The sequence below is a fragment of the Mycobacterium sp. C31M genome, from assembly GCF_053345865.1.
In genome coordinates, this window is sequence record NZ_JBKFAX010000005.1 from 60,621 (window position 1) to 78,038 (window position 17,418).

The following is a 17,418-nucleotide window of genomic DNA, read 5'->3' on the forward strand; positions in this document are numbered from 1 at the left end:
CGTTGAAAGTCGTACGCTTTCGATCGGTAATTTTGCCGACGGCGTCTAACCGCGGTGTCCGCTGAATGGTGGACACGGGCTGAAATCCGCCCTGGGAACTTCCTCGGAATGTGCTTTTCAGTTATTGACGAGCGTGTTAACTTACGCCGCAGTCAATACCTTTCGGTGTGTTCTTCGTGACAGCCGGAGTGGTCAGCGCGGTCGAATGTCGAGGAGCGATATGGCAACCCATCGGAAGAATTCGTCAAAGAAGCGGATGCGTGCCGGCGAATTCGCTGTGGCCGCATTCCTCGGTCTGGCGGTCACCGCCGCCCCGGCCGTTGCCGCTGCCGACACTTCCGATGGCGCCTCCAATGGGCCGTCCGCCGACTCCGACAGCAAGGCGTCGGACTCGCAGGGCACCTCGACCGGGCCGAGCTCGTCGGGCGGTGGCACCACCGGCCCATCGTCCTCGTCCTCGCTGAACGATGACGATGATGACGACGCGGATGACAGCACCACTGCCGCCGATGACGATGACGATGATGCGGATGACGTCGACGCCGAGACCGGCGATGTCGATGCCGGCGACGAGGATGCCGACGATGCCGATGACGGCGAGGACACCGACGCGGGCGATGACGGCGACGGAGCTGAGACCGGAGATGGCACCGGTGCGACCGGTACCGACGAGGTAACCACCGAGCCGGAAGTCGTCGAGCGACCGGTGGCCGAGCCGGAGGTCGTCGCGCCACCGGCCGCCGAGCTCCCGGAAACCCCCGCCGACACCGGCCCGGTCCCGATCATCATCCCGATCGAGGTGCTGGAGATCCAGAAGTCCGCGGAGCTGTCCTCGTTGACCGGGTCCGATCCGGTCCCGACCCCGCCCGCGTTGGCGTCGGCGCTGTTGGATATCGACCTGGTTCCGGAGCCGCCGGTCATCCCGGGCTTCGCGCCGTTCATGGGCATCATCAACGCGTTGGCCAACTGGGTCGACCAGATCTTCCCGCCGTACGAGTCCGACCCGATCCTCAACCCGACCCAGGTCGCCGCCGGCTGGGTGATGTCGCTGTGGGCCGGACTGCAGGGCACTTACTGGAACGGTCAGCCGACCCCGTTCACCTTCGGCGCTCTGGTCCTGATGACCGCCGCCTACAACCGTTATGAGCGACTGGCTACCAACCAGCTGCCCGGGGCGCCCACCGTGTCCGCGGGTCCGCTGCCGCTGACCTGGAAGCTCAAGAGCATCGATCCGAACGGTGACCCGCTGATCTACTCGGTGGACCTGTCCGGTCAGCCCAGCAACGGTCTGGTCACCATGAGCCCGGACGGCACCTTCAGCTTCGTGCCGAACTCGCTGGACGACCTGAACAACGGCGCCGATGTCACCTTCACCGTCCGCGTCAACGACAGCCTGGGCTTCCTGGAGCACCCGCTCACCCCCGACGGCAACGACGCGTTCTACACGGTGACCTTCCGCTACCCGGGCCTGGGTATCAACAACCTCCCGGTGTTCAACGCCGGCGGCCAGGCCCAGGTCGCCGGATACGACCCGGTCACCGGCAAGGTCACCATCACCGCCCAGGCCACCGATGCCGACGGCGATCCGCTGACCTACACCGCAACCTCGTTGTGGGGCAACGTCGTTCGCAACGAGGATGGCACCTTCACCTACACCCCGACCGATTTTGCGCGGCACGCGGCGGCCTCGCTGCTGGGCGCCAAGACCGACCTCGTCAGCATCTGGGCCAACGACGGCCGCGGCGGGATCACCCTGCTGCCGACCATGGTGACCGTCGACATCATCAGCGCCAACACCGCGCCCACCATCACCGTTGGCACCGCCACCACCGAACCGATCACCGGCATCATCAGCGGCTCGTTCGATGTCGAGGACGCCGACGGTGACCTCGTCATCGTCACCGGCGACGTGATCACCCCACGCGGTGGCCTCGTCGTGGTGACCCCGCTGGGCTACGCCTACACCCCGACGCTGCTGGCCCGGTCGCAGGGCGGCACGGACACCTTCACCGTCACCCTCAACGACGCGCACGGCGGTGTCGTCGAGGTCTCGGTCACCGTCACGATCAACCGGATCAACAGCAACCCGATCGGCGGAATAACCACCGGCACAAGGGATGCCGACGGCGTGGTTCGTGGCACCGTAGCGGCCACCGACTTCGACGGTGATGATCTGACCTTCACGCTGGCCGGCGGGGCATCCTCGGGCTACAGCTCCAGCGGCGGCATCGTGCTGCTGAACTCCAACGGCACCTTCACCTTCATCCCGAAGCCGGGCGGCATCCTCGGTGACCTGACACTGGACTCGTTCGAGGTGAACATCTCCGACGGTCGCGGCGGCACCGCCACGACTACGGTGACGCTGTTCGCCAACCTCAAGATCGACCCGGTGGTCACGTCCAACGTCGACGGTGTCATCAACGGTGGCCTGGACATCGACGCCGGCGGCAACAACGGTCTGCTGACCTACGGGCTCGGCACCGGGCCGACCAAAGGCAACGTCACGGTCAACGCCGACGGCACCTACACCTACACCGCGACCACCGCGGGCTGGAACGACTCCGATACCTTCACCATCGTCGGAACCGTTGACGGTAAGTCGATCACGGTTGCCACCGTCACCGTCGTGCCCAAGCCCAACGTCGCACCGACGGCGCCCCTGATCGACGGCGCCGTCGTCGTCGGCGGATCGGGTATCGCCAGCGGCACCATCGACGCCTCCGACGAGAACGGCGACACCCTGCACTACAGCGTCGATGGCTACGGCGGCGCATCGACCCGGGTGCTGTCCAACGGCGCCATCGTCACGGTCGACCAGAACGGGAAGTGGCACTACATCCCGGGTCTGGACAGCGGCGTGCTGGGCGTCATCGTCGGGTCGTCGTTCACCGTGTACATCTCCGACGGCAAGGGCGGGCAGACCAGCACCCTGGTCACCGTCAGCACCCACGACCTCGCGCTGCCGGTCACCAAGACCGGTAACAACGGCACCGTGACCGGTGGGCTGGGCTTGACCGCCGGCGAGCAGGGGCTGATGACCTACAGCCTGGGCGCCGGCCCCAGCAAGGGCACCGTCACGGTGAATGCCGACGGCACCTACACCTACACCGCGACCACCGCGGGCTGGAACGAGTCAGACAGTTTCACCATCATGGGAACCGTTGGGGGAGAGACGATCGCGGTCGCCGTCGTGTCGGTGGTGCCGAAGACGAACAGCGCGCCGACCGCACCGCTGATCGGCGGGGACACCGTGATCGGCGGATCGGGGATCGCCTCGGGAAATGTCGGTGCCAGTGACGCCGACGGTGACACGCTGCACTACAGCGTCAGCAGCTACGGTGGTGCGTCGACCCGGGTGCTGTCCAACGGCGCCATCGTGACCGTGGATTCGAATGGCAAGTGGCACTACATCCCCGGCCTCAACAGCGGTGACCTGGGCGGTGCAGTGCCCTCGATTGCCTTCTCGACCTTCACCATCTATGTCTCCGACGGCAAGGGCGGGCAGACCAGCACGCTGATCACCGTCAACACCCACGAGCTCGACATCCCGGTCACCAAGGTCGTCAACAACGGCACCGTGACCGGTGGGCTGGGCCTGACCGCCGGCGAGCAGGGGCTGATGACCTACAGCCTGGGCGCCGGCCCCAGCAAGGGCACCGTCACGGTGAATGCCGACGGCACCTACACCTACACCGCGACCGCCGCGGGCTGGAACGAGACCGACACCTTCACCATCATGGGAACCGTTGGCGGGCAGACGATCGCCGTCGCCGAGATCTCGGTGGTGCCGAAGTCCAACGCCGCGCCTACAGTCGACCCGATCGACCTGGTGACCGTCGTGGGAGGTTCGGGGATCGCGACCGGCAATGTCGGTGCCAACGATGCCAACGGTGACACCCTGCACTACAGCGTCACCGGCTACGGCGGTGCCGCCACCAAGGTGCTGTCCAACGGCGCGATCGTCTCGGTCGATTCCGACGGCAAATGGTCCTACATCCCCGGACCCAACAGTGGTGTCCTGGGCGTCATCCTGGCCTCGTCGTTCACCGTGTACGTGAGCGACGGCAAGGGCGGCGAAGCCAGCACCCCGATCGTCGTCACCACCCACGACCTGAGCATTCCGGTCACCAAGGTGGGCAGTAACGGCACTGTCACCGGTGGCCTGACGCTGAACGCCAACGAGCAGGGGCTGATGACCTACAGCCTGGGCGCCGGCCCCAGCAAGGGCACCGTCACGGTGAATGCCGACGGCACCTACACCTACACCGCGACCACCGCGGGCTGGAACGAGACCGACACCTTCACCATCGTCGGCACCATCAATGGTCAGTCGATGACGGTCGCCACGGTTTCCCTTGTGCCTAAGGTGAATGCGGCGCCGACCTCCAAGGGCCTCGATGGTGCCGTGATCGTCGGCGGTTCGGGTATCGCGACGGGCAACGTCGATGCCGATGACGACGACAATGACACGCTGCATTACAGCGTTGTCGGCTACGGCGGCGGGTCCAGCAGACTGTTGGGCAACGGCTCGATAGTCACCGTCGATGCCAACGGCAAATGGTCCTACGTTCCGGGACAGAACAGCGGTGTGCTCGGCGCCATCGTCGGCTCCACCTTCACCGTCTACGTCAGCGACGGGAAGGGCGGACAGACAAGCACTTTGGTCACCGTCACCACCCACGACCTGGACCTGACGATCACCACAACCAACGGTGGGCACGGGATCACCAGCGGTGGCGTCCAACTGGAGCCCAGCGAGCAGGGCGTGCTGACCTACAGCCTGGGCAACGGCCCCACCAAGGGCACGGTGACGGTGAATGCCGACGGCACCTACACCTACACCAGGACGGCATCCGGCCATACCGGTGGCCCGACCGACACCTTCCAGATCATGGGCACCGCCGGCAATGTCAGCATCGTCGTCGCGACCGTCACGGTCACTCCGACGCTGAGTAACGCGGCACCTACCGCCGGAACTACCACGATCACCGAATCGTCACTCGGTATCAGCATTCTGGGACTGCGGACGCAGAGCAGCAAGGGTAAGGTCACCGCCTTCGATGCCGACGGCGACGCCATCACCTATCCGGGCGGGTCGATCATCCCGTCGATGTTCGGCTCGGCCAACGGTGGAACGGTGTCGTTCTACTCGGACGGTACGTTCACCTATTCGATCACCAAGACGAACAGTTACTTCCACGCCGCGGCCGCCAACGGCGCGTCCGGCCTGATCGCCAACGACACGTTCAGCATCACCGTGACGGACTCGCTCGGCGCGAGCTCCACCATCGTGGTGTCGGTCCCGATCGAGAAGCTGAACGCCGGCCCGTCGTCGAATGTCTCGACCAACGCCAGTTCGGACCCTCTCGGTGTGGTGCGTGGCACGCTGAACGGGTCCGACGATGACGATGACACGTTGAGCTACAGCCTCATCGGCGTCACCGGGGGATCGGCTTACACGGCCAACGGCGGCATCGTCACGCTGTCCGGGAACACGTTCACCTACATCCCGACGAAGTCCGGGGCCACCACGGATACCTTCCAGGTGACGGTTTCGGACGGACACGGTGGAACCACCACGGCGACGATCTCGGTGTCCCAGGCAACACCGTCGCCGGTGACGATCACCAACCCCGCCAACAATGTTCAGAACATCACCCTGAACGCGCCGGCCAATGACGCAGCCCTACTGACATTCAGCGTCGGCATGCAGGGCACGAAGGGCACCGTCGTCCGCAACGCCGACGGCACGTACACCTACACGCGAAACGCCGGTCTGGGGCACTCGACCACGCCGAACGATTCGTTCACGATCATCGGCACCGATGCCTCGGGCAAGTCGGTGACGATCGCGACCGTCAATGTGGCACCGACGATTCCGAACGCGGCGCCCATCGGCGGTGCGGTGACGATCACCAGTTCGTCGCTGAACTCCGTCAATGTGGGCACCACAAAGCGCCAGCAGACGGCCGGCAGTATCGCGGCCTCGGACTCTGACGGGGACGCCGTGACATTCTCTGCCGGTACCTTCTCGACCAGTAACGGCGGGTCGGTCACGGTAAACGCAAACGGCACGTTCAGCTACACCATCGACAAGTCGTTCCTGACGGACTACTACCACGATGCGGCCAAGGTAGGGGCCTCGGGCAGCGCCGTCGCCGATTCGTTCTCGGTGACAATCAGCGATGCCTTTGGCGGAAGTACCAGTTACGTCGTCAACGTGCCGATCTACGCGGAGAACGATGACCCCAGCATTACCGGCGGGGTGCGGCTGTTCAACTCGTGGACTTCAGTTTTCGCGTCCGGATCAAATGGCGACTCGATCACCACTTCGATCACCAAGCAGCCTCAAAACGGCTCGGCCTCGTACAACTCGGGCGCCGGAATCCTGAGCCACAACGGCGCATCGAGTGGCAACACGATCATCTTGACTGTCACCGAGACCGGTTACTGGAAGGTGGTCAACGGTGTCGCCCAGGTGGGCACTTTGGCCAGCACCAGTCGGACGTTCACCGTTTAGGAATTCGGCACGACTTTCAGCTAGGAGGTTCGCACCATCACCATCGATGATCTGCCCCGTGTCTATGACGCGTCGAAGGGCACGCACATCGGGCCCGCATCCGGAACCGGTATCACTGCGGTGCCCACTACCGGCGCGGTCGTCCAAGCTATGTCAACGCCAATTGTTCTGCATGCCAACGAGGCTCCGACAGCTACCGTCGAAGTAGGCAATCCACATCCGAAGACAGGTGCGATCTTCGGATCGGTAACTGCGGTCGACCAAGGCAGCGGCGCGATCAAGTACGGCCCGACGCTGTTCACCACGGCGAAGGGCGGACTCGTCTCAGTAGGTGCATCCACAGGCCATTTCACCTATACGCCATCCGTCCAGGCGCGGCAGTTGGCCAGGTGCAGCACAGAACCGGCAAACAAGGTCGATATCTTCATCATCTCGGTCACCGATTTGTATGGTCGCCGCACCGATGTACCGGTCACAGTGAACCTATTTGGCTCGAACGTGCCACCTACCGGTGCGGCGAGGGTCCGGATGCCGGATGAGGCTGGTGTGGTTTTCGGTCATATTGAGGGGGCGGCTTTCGATGGTGCGCGTCTTACCTTCACGTTGCTGAATTCGTTCAATCCGGGCGACTCGACCGGCGAATCGGCATATTCGCAGAAGGGCGGCCTGGTTCAACTCGACCCTGATACCGGTCGGTTCGTGTTCATCCCGAGGGTGTCGGAGGCGGTCTTTCCCGGGCAGGACACGGACACTTTCATGGTCACCGCTGTCGATGCGCAGGGTGGTACAGCCGACATCTTGGTCAAATCGCTGGCGCACCTGAACGTAAAAGCCGTCGCGCTCGGCGGCGGGCCCGAGGTGCAGTACGGAAAGCTGGCGGGGACAACGGCCCAACGTGGTCCGCTGCAGTTCTCCGTCGGCCGCCCACCGAGGAAGGGCACCGCCCGGGTCGACCCAATCGGTCGCTACCTCTACACCCGCACACCGGGCCTCGGGCACGGCATCACCGCCGAGGACAGCTTCACCATCATCGGCACCGATGACTTCGGTCGTTCCATCACCGTTGCCACCGTGCAGGTGTGCCCACCGCTCGCCGATACCGCACCGGTGCCCGGCACCGCCCACATCACCGAGTCCGCCGTCAACGCCGCCGGTGTGCAGACCACCCGCGGCCGGATCGCCGCCGGAGGGTTGCGCTTCGACGGTGGGGGACTGCCGGGCAACACCGTGCTGTCGGCCAAGGGCAGCACGGTGACGCTGAATCACGACGGCACCTTCACCTACTCCAGCGCCCTGAACACCGCCGTCGGGCACGCCGCCGCGGCGGTCACCGCGCTCGCGGCGGACAAGATCGACCACTTCACCGTCACCGCGACCGACGGCACCCGGGTCGTGGTGCCGGTCGCGCTGTTGCCGCACAACAACGCCCCGACCCAGGCCACCGTCGGTGCCAGCGGCCGGCTGTCGCTGCTCAAGACGGGATCGTGGACCACCACCATCGTCGATGTCGACGGGGACGACTTCACCTTCGCGGTCGTGCAGGACCGGCCGAAGGGCACGGTCTCGGTGCGCCACACCCGGGACGGGGCCTACCTGGTCAATTACACCTCGACCTCGGTGCGCGTCGGCTGCTATCTCCCGTCGGAGACCTTCACCATCCGGTTCTACGACGGCCACGTCAGGGCCGACGGCACCCCGGCGTATGTGAGCGCGACCTACACATTCTGATCTGATCCGCCAGGAAGTTGTTGCCCGTCGAACCCCCAGGGGACGGCGGGCAATAACTGTTGATGGGCCGTGGTTCATACTGGTGTAACCGCTCGACCCCGCCCACCTGCGCGGGTCGGGACGCACACGAACTGATGAAGGTGGCACAGGAATGACTAGCCCCGAGACGAGGCGGCGATGACGAGGCTGGATTCCGTCGAACGGGCGGTAGCCGACATCGCGGCGGGTAAGGCTGTCGTGGTCATCGATGATGAGGACCGCGAGAACGAGGGCGATCTGATCTTCGCGGCCGAAAAGGCCACTCCCGAGCTGGTTGCATTCATGGTCCGCTACACCTCCGGCTACCTGTGCGTGCCGCTGGACGGCGAGGTCTGCGACCGATTGGGCCTGCTTCCGATGTACGCGGTCAACCAGGACAAGCACGGCACCGCCTACACGGTCACCGTCGATGCCAAGAAGGACGTCGGCACCGGGATCTCGGCATCCGACCGCGCCACCACGATTCGCGTATTGGCCGACCCGGCCGCCGTCGCCGATGATTTCACCAAGCCCGGCCACGTCGTCCCGCTACGCGCCAAGGATGGCGGCGTGCTGCGTCGCCCCGGCCATACCGAGGCCGCCGTCGACCTGGCCCGCCTCGCCGGCCTGCAGCCGGCCGGTGCCATCTGCGAGATCGTCAGCCAGAAGGACGAAGGCTCGATGGCGCAGACCGAGGAACTGCGGGTCTTCGCCGACGACCACGATCTGGCCCTCATCTCGATCGCCGACCTGATCGAATGGCGTCGCAAGCACGAAAAGCACATCGAACGAGTCGCGGAGGCCCGCATCCCGACCCGGCACGGCGAATTCCGCGCCGTCGGCTACACCTCGATCTACGAGGACGTCGAGCATGTCGCGCTGGTCCGCGGCGATATCTCCGGGCCAGAGTTCGACGGTCACGATGTACTGGTCCGGGTGCACTCCGAATGCCTGACCGGTGACGTCTTCGGCTCGCGCCGCTGCGACTGCGGCCCCCAGCTGGATGCGGCGATGGCCATGGTCGCCAGCGAAGGCCGCGGCATCGTGCTCTACATGCGCGGCCACGAGGGCCGCGGCATCGGCCTGCTGCACAAGCTGCAGGCGTACCAGCTTCAGGACGCCGGCGCCGACACCGTCGACGCCAATCTGGCGCTGGGCCTGCCCGCCGACTCGCGTGACTACGGTATCGGCGCGCAGATCCTGGTCGACCTGGGCGTGCAGTCCATGCGGCTGCTCACCAACAACCCGGCCAAACGCGTCGGCCTGGACGGTTATGGCCTGCACGTCACCGAGCGGGTGCCGCTGCCGGTGCGTGCCAACGCCGAGAACATCCGCTACCTGATGACCAAACGCGACCGGATGGGACACGACCTGGTGGGCCTGGAGGATTACGACGAGGCGCACCCGGGCGGCACCCTGTGAGCGGCCACGCGGGAGCCATTCCGGATCTGCCCGATATCGACGCCTCCTCGGTGTCGCTGGGCATCGTGGTCAGCACCTGGCATGCCACCATCTGTGACGCCCTGCTCGACGGTGCGCTGCGCGCCGCCAAACAGCTCGGCGTGACCGATCCGGCCATCGTCCGGGTGCACGGTGCCATCGAGATCCCGGTCGTCGCGCAGGCGCTGGCCGCGAAATACGACGCTGTCGTCGCGCTCGGTGTGGTGATCCGCGGCGAGACTCCACATTTCGACTACGTCTGTGATGCCGTCACCCAGGGGCTGACCCGGGTGTCGCTGGACCAGTCCACCCCGGTGGCCAACGGTGTGCTGACCACCAACACCGAGCAGCAGGCCATCGCCCGCGCCGGGCTGCCGCAGTCCAGCGAGGACAAGGGCGCCCAGGCCGCCGCCGCGGCACTGTCGACCGCACTGGTACTGCGCGACCTGGCGTCATGACCGATCAGCAGACCTGGGATCTGGAGGTCCGGCCGCATCTGACGCCGTACTTCGTCTACGGGGCCGCATTCCTGATCGCCGCCGCGCACATCGGCGTCGGTTTCCTGCTCAAGGTCGGCTCCAGCGGCGTGGTGTTCCGCACCGCCGACCAGGTCGGGATCGCGCTGGTCGGTGTTGTCATCGCGTCTTGCGTGTTGTTGTTGGCCCGGCCCCGGTTGCGGGTCGGGCCCGCGGGTATCGCCGTGCGAAACGCGCTGGCGTACAAACTGATCCCGTGGTCGGAGGTGGTCGACGTGTCGTTTCCCGCCGGAGCGCGGTGGGCCCGGGTCGATCTCGCCGACGACGAGTACACGGCGGCCATGGCCATCCAGGCCGTCGACAAGGAGCGTGCCGTCGTCGCCATGGATCAGGTGCGCGAACTGATGCAGCGCTACAAGTACGACGTCAACTCACGTTCAGCGTCATCGTGACTTCGGGCGCCGCGGTGTCGGTTGCGCTGACGGTGAATCCCAGGCTGTTGTAGACGGCGAGGGCGCGGGCGTTGTCGCGATTGACCCGCAGTGTCACCCGCTGCACCCGCTGGCTGCGTGCCCAGTCCACCGCCTCGGCCACCAGAGAGCGTCCCAGGCCGTATCCGCGGGCCACCGGATCGAGCCATAGCGAATACAGGTACACCGATTCGGTGCCCTGGCGTTGGGCGCCGATCAGTCCGACGGCGCGATTATCGACGACGAGGGCGAACTGCGTATGCGCCCGCAACCGCCGGCGCCACTGCGCCGCGGTGAAGGTGCTCTCCTGCCGGTAGTGCGGGTCCTGTTCGCCCAACGAATCGGTGAGCGCCCGCAACCGCACGCCGGCGAATGCGCGCCAATCGGTCTCGGTGAGCCGGGCCACGCGCGCCTGCGTCATGGGTCCAGTATCACCGCAGATGGCTCCGGTAGGATCGACAAGTCGATGAGTACCTTGGAGTTCGTGTCAACCTCGGCTGACGGCATCGTCGGTGCCGATGTGCCACTCGTCACAGCACCCACCATCATCGCGGGGCTGGGCAGCCAGCCCGTCGTCACGGTGCCACTGGTCGGTGGGCGCGTACGTGCGGTGCTGCCGATCTGGCAGCGTCTGGCCGATACCGCCGTATTCTTCGACACCCCGATCCCTGATGTGGCCGCGCTGACCGTCGCGCTGAACGGATTCCTGGCTGCGGCGCCCACATCCGGGGTGCTGGCCGTCGACGTACTCGTGACCAGCGTCGGGGGACAGGCGCAGTTCGTCGTCTCCGGCTCGGTGATCGAGCCGGTCCGCGCGCAATCGGTGACCCTGGCAACCCGACCGTTCGACGCAGTGCCGCGGTGGCGGCAGCTGGCTGCGCGCACCGCAGGCCGCGCCGATGCCGACCTGACCGCCCGGGAACTGGCCGCCGCCGGCCATGCCGATATCGCCGACGTCGACGGTGACCGCATCGGGCGCCCGCGGTTCGGCGCGCTGATCTTCGAGGCCGCCACTGCCACGATCGGTACCGGTGCCGACAAGCTGCAACTCATGCAGGCCGCCGGTCTGCTGGACACGTTCGCGGTGAGCGACGAACCGGTCGACCTCGCCGGCGCGACCACCGCGTGGTGGATCTCGCCGACCTTCGAGCGGCACCCCGTCGCCGCCATCGGAACCCGTCGATTCGAGGTCGCGCCATGAGCTTCGACCCAGCATCCTTCGACACGTTCGTCATCGAGGGCAACGACCACGCCGACGGCCGGCTGGCGATGCACTACACCCTGCGCGGCAGGCAATCCGTACACTTCACCGAGACCATCGATTTCGGCGACAGCCTGGGCGGAGCAGCGCCGGATCCCACGTTGAGCCGGCTGCTCACGTTGACCTGTGCGCTGAGCTACTACAAGGCCGCGGCCCCGCCGAGCATCGAGATCGCCTTTCCGACCGCGGATTTCGAAAAGCACTACCTGCGTACCCTGATCGAGGGCGGTCTCGGTGAGTTCGCCTACCGCAATGATCTGCCCGGCGCGTTGACGCCCACCGTCACCGGCCCCGACGCGGCCACCGCGGCACAACCGTCCGATGACTGGGACCCGACGGCCGCACCGTTGGTGCCGGTCGGCGGCGGTAAGGATTCGGTGGTCAGCATCGAGGCCCTGCGCCGCGGTGACATCACACCGATGCTGTTCAGCGTCAACCGCTATGACCCCATCGACCGCTGTATCCAGGTCAGCGGCCTGGGCAGCGTGCACGTCCGGCGCAGCATCGACCGTGCACTCATCGAGGCGAATGCCGCCGGCGCCCACAACGGCCACGTGCCGGTCACCGCGATCAACAGCGTGATCGGGCTGATCGTCGCCGACGCCAACGAGTTGGGGCCGGTGGTGCTGTCCAACGAACGGTCCTCCAACATCGGCAATATCAAGTGGCTGAGCCGCGATATCAACCATCAATGGTCCAAGAGCCTGGCGTATGAGAAGCTGCTGCGGAACACGCTGGGGGCCTACGGTTTCAACCCCGACCGGTACTTCTCACTGCTACGCGGGCTCTCCGAGTCGCAGATCGCCGACCGCTTCGCGCACTGCACCGAGTACTTCCCGGTGTTCACCAGCTGCAACCGACTGTTCGCTCTGGACCCCAGCCGCCGCGCGACCTCGTGGTGCGGGATCTGCCCGAAATGCCAGTTCGTGTTCGTGCTGCTGGCGCCGCGACTCGGCAGGGCGACGCTGGAGCAGATCTTCGCACGGAACCTGTTTGCCGACAGCGGCAATCGGGATGGCTTCGCCGATATCCTCGGCCTCGGTGTGCACAAGCCCTTCGAATGTGTGGGGGAGTACTACGAGGCCGCCGAGGCGATGCTCGCGGTGATCGACGACCTGCAGTGGCAGGGTCTGCCGTTGGTCGACGAGTTCGCGCGGCAACGTACCGAACTCGAGGCGGTCGCGGTCGATCACCACACCGACCAGGCCGAACACCATGTACCCGAACGCTACCTGAAACTGCTCGATGACTGAGCTGGCCGGCCGTAACGTCGGGATCTGGGGCCTGGGCAAGGAGGGCCTGTCGATGGCCCGGACCGCGGCGCAGTGCGGTGCCGCACGCATCGTCGCGGTCGACGACGGGGCCGCCGGTGGCAGCAGTCCGCAGATCCCGGGCCTGACCGCGCATTACGGCCCCGACGCCCCGAACCTGTTGCGCGACACCGATATCGTGTTTGTCAGCCCCGGTGTGCCCTGGCATAACGCGGTGTTCGAGCAGCTCCGCCGGGACGGGCCGCCGGTATCCAGTGCCGCCGACTGGTTCATGACACAGCACGGGGCGCACACCATCGGGGTCACCGGCACCAAGGGCAAGAGCACGACAGCCTCGTTCCTGGCGCATCTGTTGCAGAGCCTGGGTGTGCCTGCGGCGGCGGCCGGCAATATCGGCACCCCGCTGTCGGACCTGTCCCCGGCGCAGGATCAGTGGGTGGTGGCCGAGCTGTCCAGCCAGCAGCTGGCCTTGCTGAGCACCTCACCCGCAGTGGCGGTGATCACCAATCTGTATCAGGACCACCTGGACTGGCACGGCGATGTCGACTCCTACTACGCCGCCAAGGCCGCCGTGTTCACCCACGGTGCGCGCACGCTTGTCACCACGACCGGGGTCTGCGACGCGCTGCGCAGGATCGGCATCACCGTCTTCCCGACGGTGCACGAGATCGACCCGGCGACGGTCAGCAGGCCGTCCGGTGACTCCGTGCTGTCGTATCCGCACAATGCGGTCAACGCCGCGCTGGCGGCTGCGGCCGCCGCGGAGGTGCTGGGGCGGCCGGTGCGTGACGACGAAATAGATTCCGCTGCAGCCACATTCGCCGGCCTGCCGCACCGGCTGCAGACGGTGCGCCGAACCCGGGGCATCCGCTGGATCGACGACACCCTGGGAACCACCGGCGAGAGCGTGGTGGCCGCGCTGTCGGCGATGACCCACGATGACGAGATCGCGTTGATCGTCGGCGGCATGGACCGCTCCCTGGACTACCGGCAGGTCGACGAATATCTGTGCAGCGGCGCGCGCCGGGTCTACTTGATTCAGGCGCCCACCAACGGCGCCCTGATCGGGGTCGAGTTCGCCCGTACCCATCCGGACCGCACCCACCGGGTCGCTGATCTCGACGAGGCCGTGCGGGTGGCCGCGGCCTTGCCCGGTGTGGATGTCGTGCTGCTCTCACCAGGGGCGGCCAGCTATGACCTGTACCGCAACTACGAAGCCAAGGGCGCGGCTTTCTGCGCTGTCATCGACACGCTCTAACCTGGACTCGTGCCCGATCCCGCGACCTACCGCCCGGCACCGGGTTCGATTCCCATCGAACCCGGCGTCTACCGGTTCCGCGATCCGCACGGCCGGGCGATCTACGTCGGCAAGGCCAAGAGTCTGCGCAGCCGGCTGAACTCCTACTTCGCCGATCTGTCGGCCTTGGCGCCGCGGACCCGACAGATGGTCACCACCGCGGGCAGCGTCGAGTGGACCGTGGTGACCACCGAGGTCGAAGCGCTCCAGCTGGAATACAACTGGATCAAGGAGTTCGATCCGCGGTTCAACATCCGCTACCGCGACGACAAGTCCTACCCGGTTCTGGCGGTCACCCTCAACGAGGAGTATCCGCGCCTGTTCGTCTATCGAGGTCCGCGCCGCAAAGGTGTGCGCTACTTCGGCCCTTACTCGCATGCCTGGGCCATCCGCGAGACCCTGGACCTGCTCACCCGGGTCTTCCCGGCCCGCACCTGCTCGGGCGGGGTGTTCAAGCGGCACAGGCAGATTGACCGACCCTGCCTGCTCGGCTACATCGACAAGTGTTCGGCGCCGTGCGTGGGAAAGGTCACCGCCGAACAGCATCGCAAGATCGTCGAGGACTTCTGCGACTTCCTGGCCGGCAAGACCGACCGCCTGGTCCGCGACCTGGAGAAGCAGATGAATGCCGCGGCCGAGGAGCTCGACTTCGAGCGGGCCGCCCGGTTGCGCGACGATATCGGCGCATTGCGCAGGGCGTTGGAGAAGCAGACCGTCGTGTTCGGTGACGGCACCGACGCCGACGTGGTGGCCTTCGCCGACGACGAACTGGAGGCGGCCGTGCAGGTGTTCCACGTGCGCGGCGGCCGGGTGCGCGGCCAGCGCGGCTGGGTGGTCGAGAAATCTTCGGAGCCGGAGGCGGATGGCCAGGCCTACCTGGTGGAGCAGTTCGTCACCCAGTTCTACGGTGATCAGGCCGAGTTGGGCGGGGCAACCGATGAGGCCACCACCCCGGTGCCGCGCGAGGTGCTGGTGCCGGTGCTGCCCGACAACGCCGACGAGCTGACCACCTGGCTGACCGAACTGCGCGGTTCCCGGGTGCGGCTGCGGGTGCCCGTGCGTGGCGACAAGAAGGCGCTCGCCGAGACCGTGCACCGCAACGCCCAGGAGGCGCTCGCACAGCACAAACTCAAGCGTGCCGGTGATTTCAACGCGAGATCGGCTGCCCTGCAGAGTATTCAGGAGTTCCTCGACCTCGCCGATGCCCCGTTGCGTATCGAATGTGTCGACATCAGTCACGTGCAGGGCACCGACGTGGTGGCCTCGCTGGTGGTGTTCGAGGACGGGTTGCCCCGCAAATCCGATTATCGGCACTACGCCATCCGCGAGGCAGCCGGTGACGGCCGTTCCGATGACGTCGCCTCCATCGCGGAGGTGACCCGGCGCCGGTTCGCCCGGCACATCGCCGATGCCGAGCAACCCTTGGTCGCCGAGGGCAAATCGCGGCGTTTCGCCTACCCGCCCAATCTGTATGTCGTCGACGGTGGCGCCCCGCAGGTCAACGCGGCGGCTACCGTGCTCGACGATCTCGGCATCAACGATGTCGCGGTCATCGGGTTGGCCAAACGCCTCGAAGAGGTCTGGGTGCCTTCCCAGGACGGCACAGTGGTCGATCCGATCATCTTTCCCCGCACCAGCGAGGGGCTGTACATGCTGCAGCGCATCCGTGACGAGGCGCACCGGTTCGCCATCACCTTCCACCGCAGTAAGCGGTCGAAACGGATGACCGCCTCGGCCCTGGACTCGGTGCGCGGGCTCGGCGAGCATCGCCGTAAGGCGCTGGTGACACATTTCGGTTCGGTCGCCCGACTGCAGGCCGCCAGCGTCGATGAAATCACTGCAGTGCCCGGAATCGGGGCGGCCACCGCCCGCGCGGTGCTCGACGCGCTCAACGGCGTCGCCGACCCACCGGCGGAAACCGGTACACCGGCTCCAGTTTTGAACAATGATCGTGACCAGACGCAGGACAAACCGTCAGAACAACCAACGGGGTGACAGACCAGGGCATGAGCGAGGAATCAGGAATCGACGTCGTCCTGGTCACCGGATTGTCAGGTGCCGGCCGGGGCACCGCCGCAAAGGTGCTCGAAGATCTCGGCTGGTACGTGGCCGACAACCTGCCGCCGGAGCTGATCGCCCGGATGGTCGATCTGGGTCTGGCCGCCGGGTCCCGAATCACCCAACTGGCGTTGGTGATGGATGTGCGATCACGCGGGTTCACCGGTGATCTGGATTCGGTGCGCAACGAACTGGCCACCCGCGGGATCACGCCCCGGGTGCTGTTCATGGAGGCCGCCGACGACATCCTGGTGCGTCGTTACGAACAGAACCGGCGCAGCCATCCGTTGCAGGGCAACCAGACTCTGGCCGAGGGGATCGCCGCCGAGCGGGCGATGCTGGCGCCGGTGCGGGCGACCGCCGATCTGGTGATCGACACCTCGAAGCTGGCCGTGCCCGCGCTGCGCGAGAGCATCGAGCGGGCCTTCGGCGGCGAGGCCATCGCCGAGACCAATGTCACGGTGGAATCCTTCGGCTACAAATACGGCCTGCCGATGGATGCCGACACCGTGATGGACGTCCGGTTCCTACCCAACCCGCATTGGGTGGACGAACTGCGGCCGCACACCGGTCAACATCCGGCAGTCCGGGACTTCGTGCTGGGTCAGCAGGGCGCGACCGAGTTCCTCGATACCTATCATCGGCTGCTGGGGGTGGTGATCGATGGATACCGCCGGGAAGGAAAGCGGTACATGACGGTGGCCATCGGTTGCACCGGCGGCAAGCACCGCAGCGTGGCGATCGCCGAGGCGTTGGCCGGCCTGCTCGAAGGTGACGAGACGTTGACGGTGCGGGCGCTGCACCGGGACCTGGGTCGCGAATGACCTCACGAAGGCGAGCGCGAGTGAGGATCGCAGCGAGGGACGAGCGAGGACCGGA

11 protein-coding genes are annotated in these 17,418 nt (G+C 66.2%); 10 read left to right on the forward strand and 1 reads right to left on the reverse strand.

Annotated elements, in window-relative coordinates:
* Positions 1-220: 220 nt before the first annotated feature.
* From ACLBYA_RS09470 to ACLBYA_RS09490, 5 genes are all read left to right on the forward strand, one after another.
* The gene (locus ACLBYA_RS09470) at positions 221-6,520 is read left to right on the forward strand and encodes an Ig-like domain-containing protein (RefSeq protein ID WP_447709137.1); all 6,300 of its coding nucleotides are present in this window, start codon (positions 221-223) and stop codon (positions 6,518-6,520) included.
* 756 nt (positions 6,521-7,276) lie between these two features.
* Positions 7,277-8,248, forward strand: coding sequence for a VCBS domain-containing protein (locus tag ACLBYA_RS09475; RefSeq protein ID WP_447709138.1), 972 nt, complete (start codon positions 7,277-7,279; stop codon positions 8,246-8,248).
* A 177-nt stretch (positions 8,249-8,425) separates the two neighbouring features.
* Positions 8,426-9,688, forward strand: coding sequence for a bifunctional 3,4-dihydroxy-2-butanone-4-phosphate synthase/GTP cyclohydrolase II (locus tag ACLBYA_RS09480; RefSeq protein WP_447709139.1), 1,263 nt, complete (start codon positions 8,426-8,428; stop codon positions 9,686-9,688).
* Entirely contained in the window at positions 9,685-10,164 is a 480-nt protein-coding gene (ribH, locus tag ACLBYA_RS09485; RefSeq protein WP_447709140.1) for a 6,7-dimethyl-8-ribityllumazine synthase, read from the forward strand. The genes ACLBYA_RS09480 and ribH overlap by 4 nt, the downstream gene beginning before the upstream one ends.
* The gene (locus ACLBYA_RS09490) at positions 10,161-10,634 is read left to right on the forward strand and encodes a PH domain-containing protein (protein WP_447709141.1); all 474 of its coding nucleotides are present in this window, start codon (positions 10,161-10,163) and stop codon (positions 10,632-10,634) included. Before ribH ends, ACLBYA_RS09490 begins: the two co-directional genes overlap by 4 nt.
* Here the strand turns inward: ACLBYA_RS09490 and ACLBYA_RS09495 are convergent.
* A complete protein-coding gene (locus ACLBYA_RS09495) occupies positions 10,609-11,073 on the reverse strand; it encodes a GNAT family N-acetyltransferase (protein WP_447709142.1) in 465 nt (154 codons plus the stop codon). The genes ACLBYA_RS09490 and ACLBYA_RS09495 overlap by 26 nt on opposite strands.
* 63 nt (positions 11,074-11,136) lie before the next feature.
* Between ACLBYA_RS09495 and ACLBYA_RS09500 the strand changes: the two genes are divergently transcribed.
* From ACLBYA_RS09500 to rapZ, 5 genes are read left to right on the forward strand one after another with little or no spacing between them, the layout of a single operon-like run.
* A complete protein-coding gene (locus ACLBYA_RS09500; protein WP_447709143.1) occupies positions 11,137-11,853 on the forward strand; it encodes a hypothetical protein in 717 nt (238 codons plus the stop codon).
* The gene (locus ACLBYA_RS09505) at positions 11,850-13,166 is read left to right on the forward strand and encodes a hypothetical protein (RefSeq protein ID WP_447709144.1); all 1,317 of its coding nucleotides are present in this window, start codon (positions 11,850-11,852) and stop codon (positions 13,164-13,166) included. Before ACLBYA_RS09500 ends, ACLBYA_RS09505 begins: the two co-directional genes overlap by 4 nt.
* Positions 13,159-14,442 carry a UDP-N-acetylmuramoyl-L-alanine--D-glutamate ligase gene (murD, locus tag ACLBYA_RS09510; protein WP_447709145.1) on the forward strand — a complete coding sequence of 428 codons (1,284 nt, stop codon included), beginning with the start codon at positions 13,159-13,161 and terminating at the stop codon, positions 14,440-14,442. Before ACLBYA_RS09505 ends, murD begins: the two co-directional genes overlap by 8 nt.
* 9 nt (positions 14,443-14,451) lie before the next feature.
* Positions 14,452-16,476, forward strand: a complete 2,025-nt coding sequence (uvrC, locus tag ACLBYA_RS09515) for an excinuclease ABC subunit UvrC (RefSeq protein ID WP_447709146.1) — start codon at positions 14,452-14,454, stop codon at positions 16,474-16,476.
* Between the two features lie 11 nt (positions 16,477-16,487).
* Positions 16,488-17,363 (forward strand): RNase adapter RapZ, encoded by an 876-nt coding sequence (gene rapZ / locus ACLBYA_RS09520; RefSeq protein ID WP_447709147.1) that lies wholly within the window; start codon positions 16,488-16,490, stop codon positions 17,361-17,363.
* Positions 17,364-17,418: the final 55 nt, after the last annotated feature.

Coding starts and splice junctions, on each gene's coding strand:
- ACLBYA_RS09470 (WP_447709137.1), top strand. CDS start 221: ATGGCAACCCATCGGAAGAATTCGTCAAAGAAGCGGATGCGTGCCGGC.
- ACLBYA_RS09475 (WP_447709138.1), top strand. CDS start 7,277: ATGGTCACCGCTGTCGATGCGCAGGGTGGTACAGCCGACATCTTGGTC.
- ACLBYA_RS09480 (WP_447709139.1), top strand. CDS start 8,426: ATGACGAGGCTGGATTCCGTCGAACGGGCGGTAGCCGACATCGCGGCG.
- ACLBYA_RS09490 (WP_447709141.1), top strand. CDS start 10,161: ATGACCGATCAGCAGACCTGGGATCTGGAGGTCCGGCCGCATCTGACG.
- ACLBYA_RS09495 (WP_447709142.1), bottom strand. CDS start 11,073: ATGACGCAGGCGCGCGTGGCCCGGCTCACCGAGACCGATTGGCGCGCA.
- ACLBYA_RS09505 (WP_447709144.1), top strand. CDS start 11,850: ATGAGCTTCGACCCAGCATCCTTCGACACGTTCGTCATCGAGGGCAAC.
- murD (WP_447709145.1), top strand. CDS start 13,159: ATGACTGAGCTGGCCGGCCGTAACGTCGGGATCTGGGGCCTGGGCAAG.
- rapZ (WP_447709147.1), top strand. CDS start 16,488: ATGAGCGAGGAATCAGGAATCGACGTCGTCCTGGTCACCGGATTGTCA.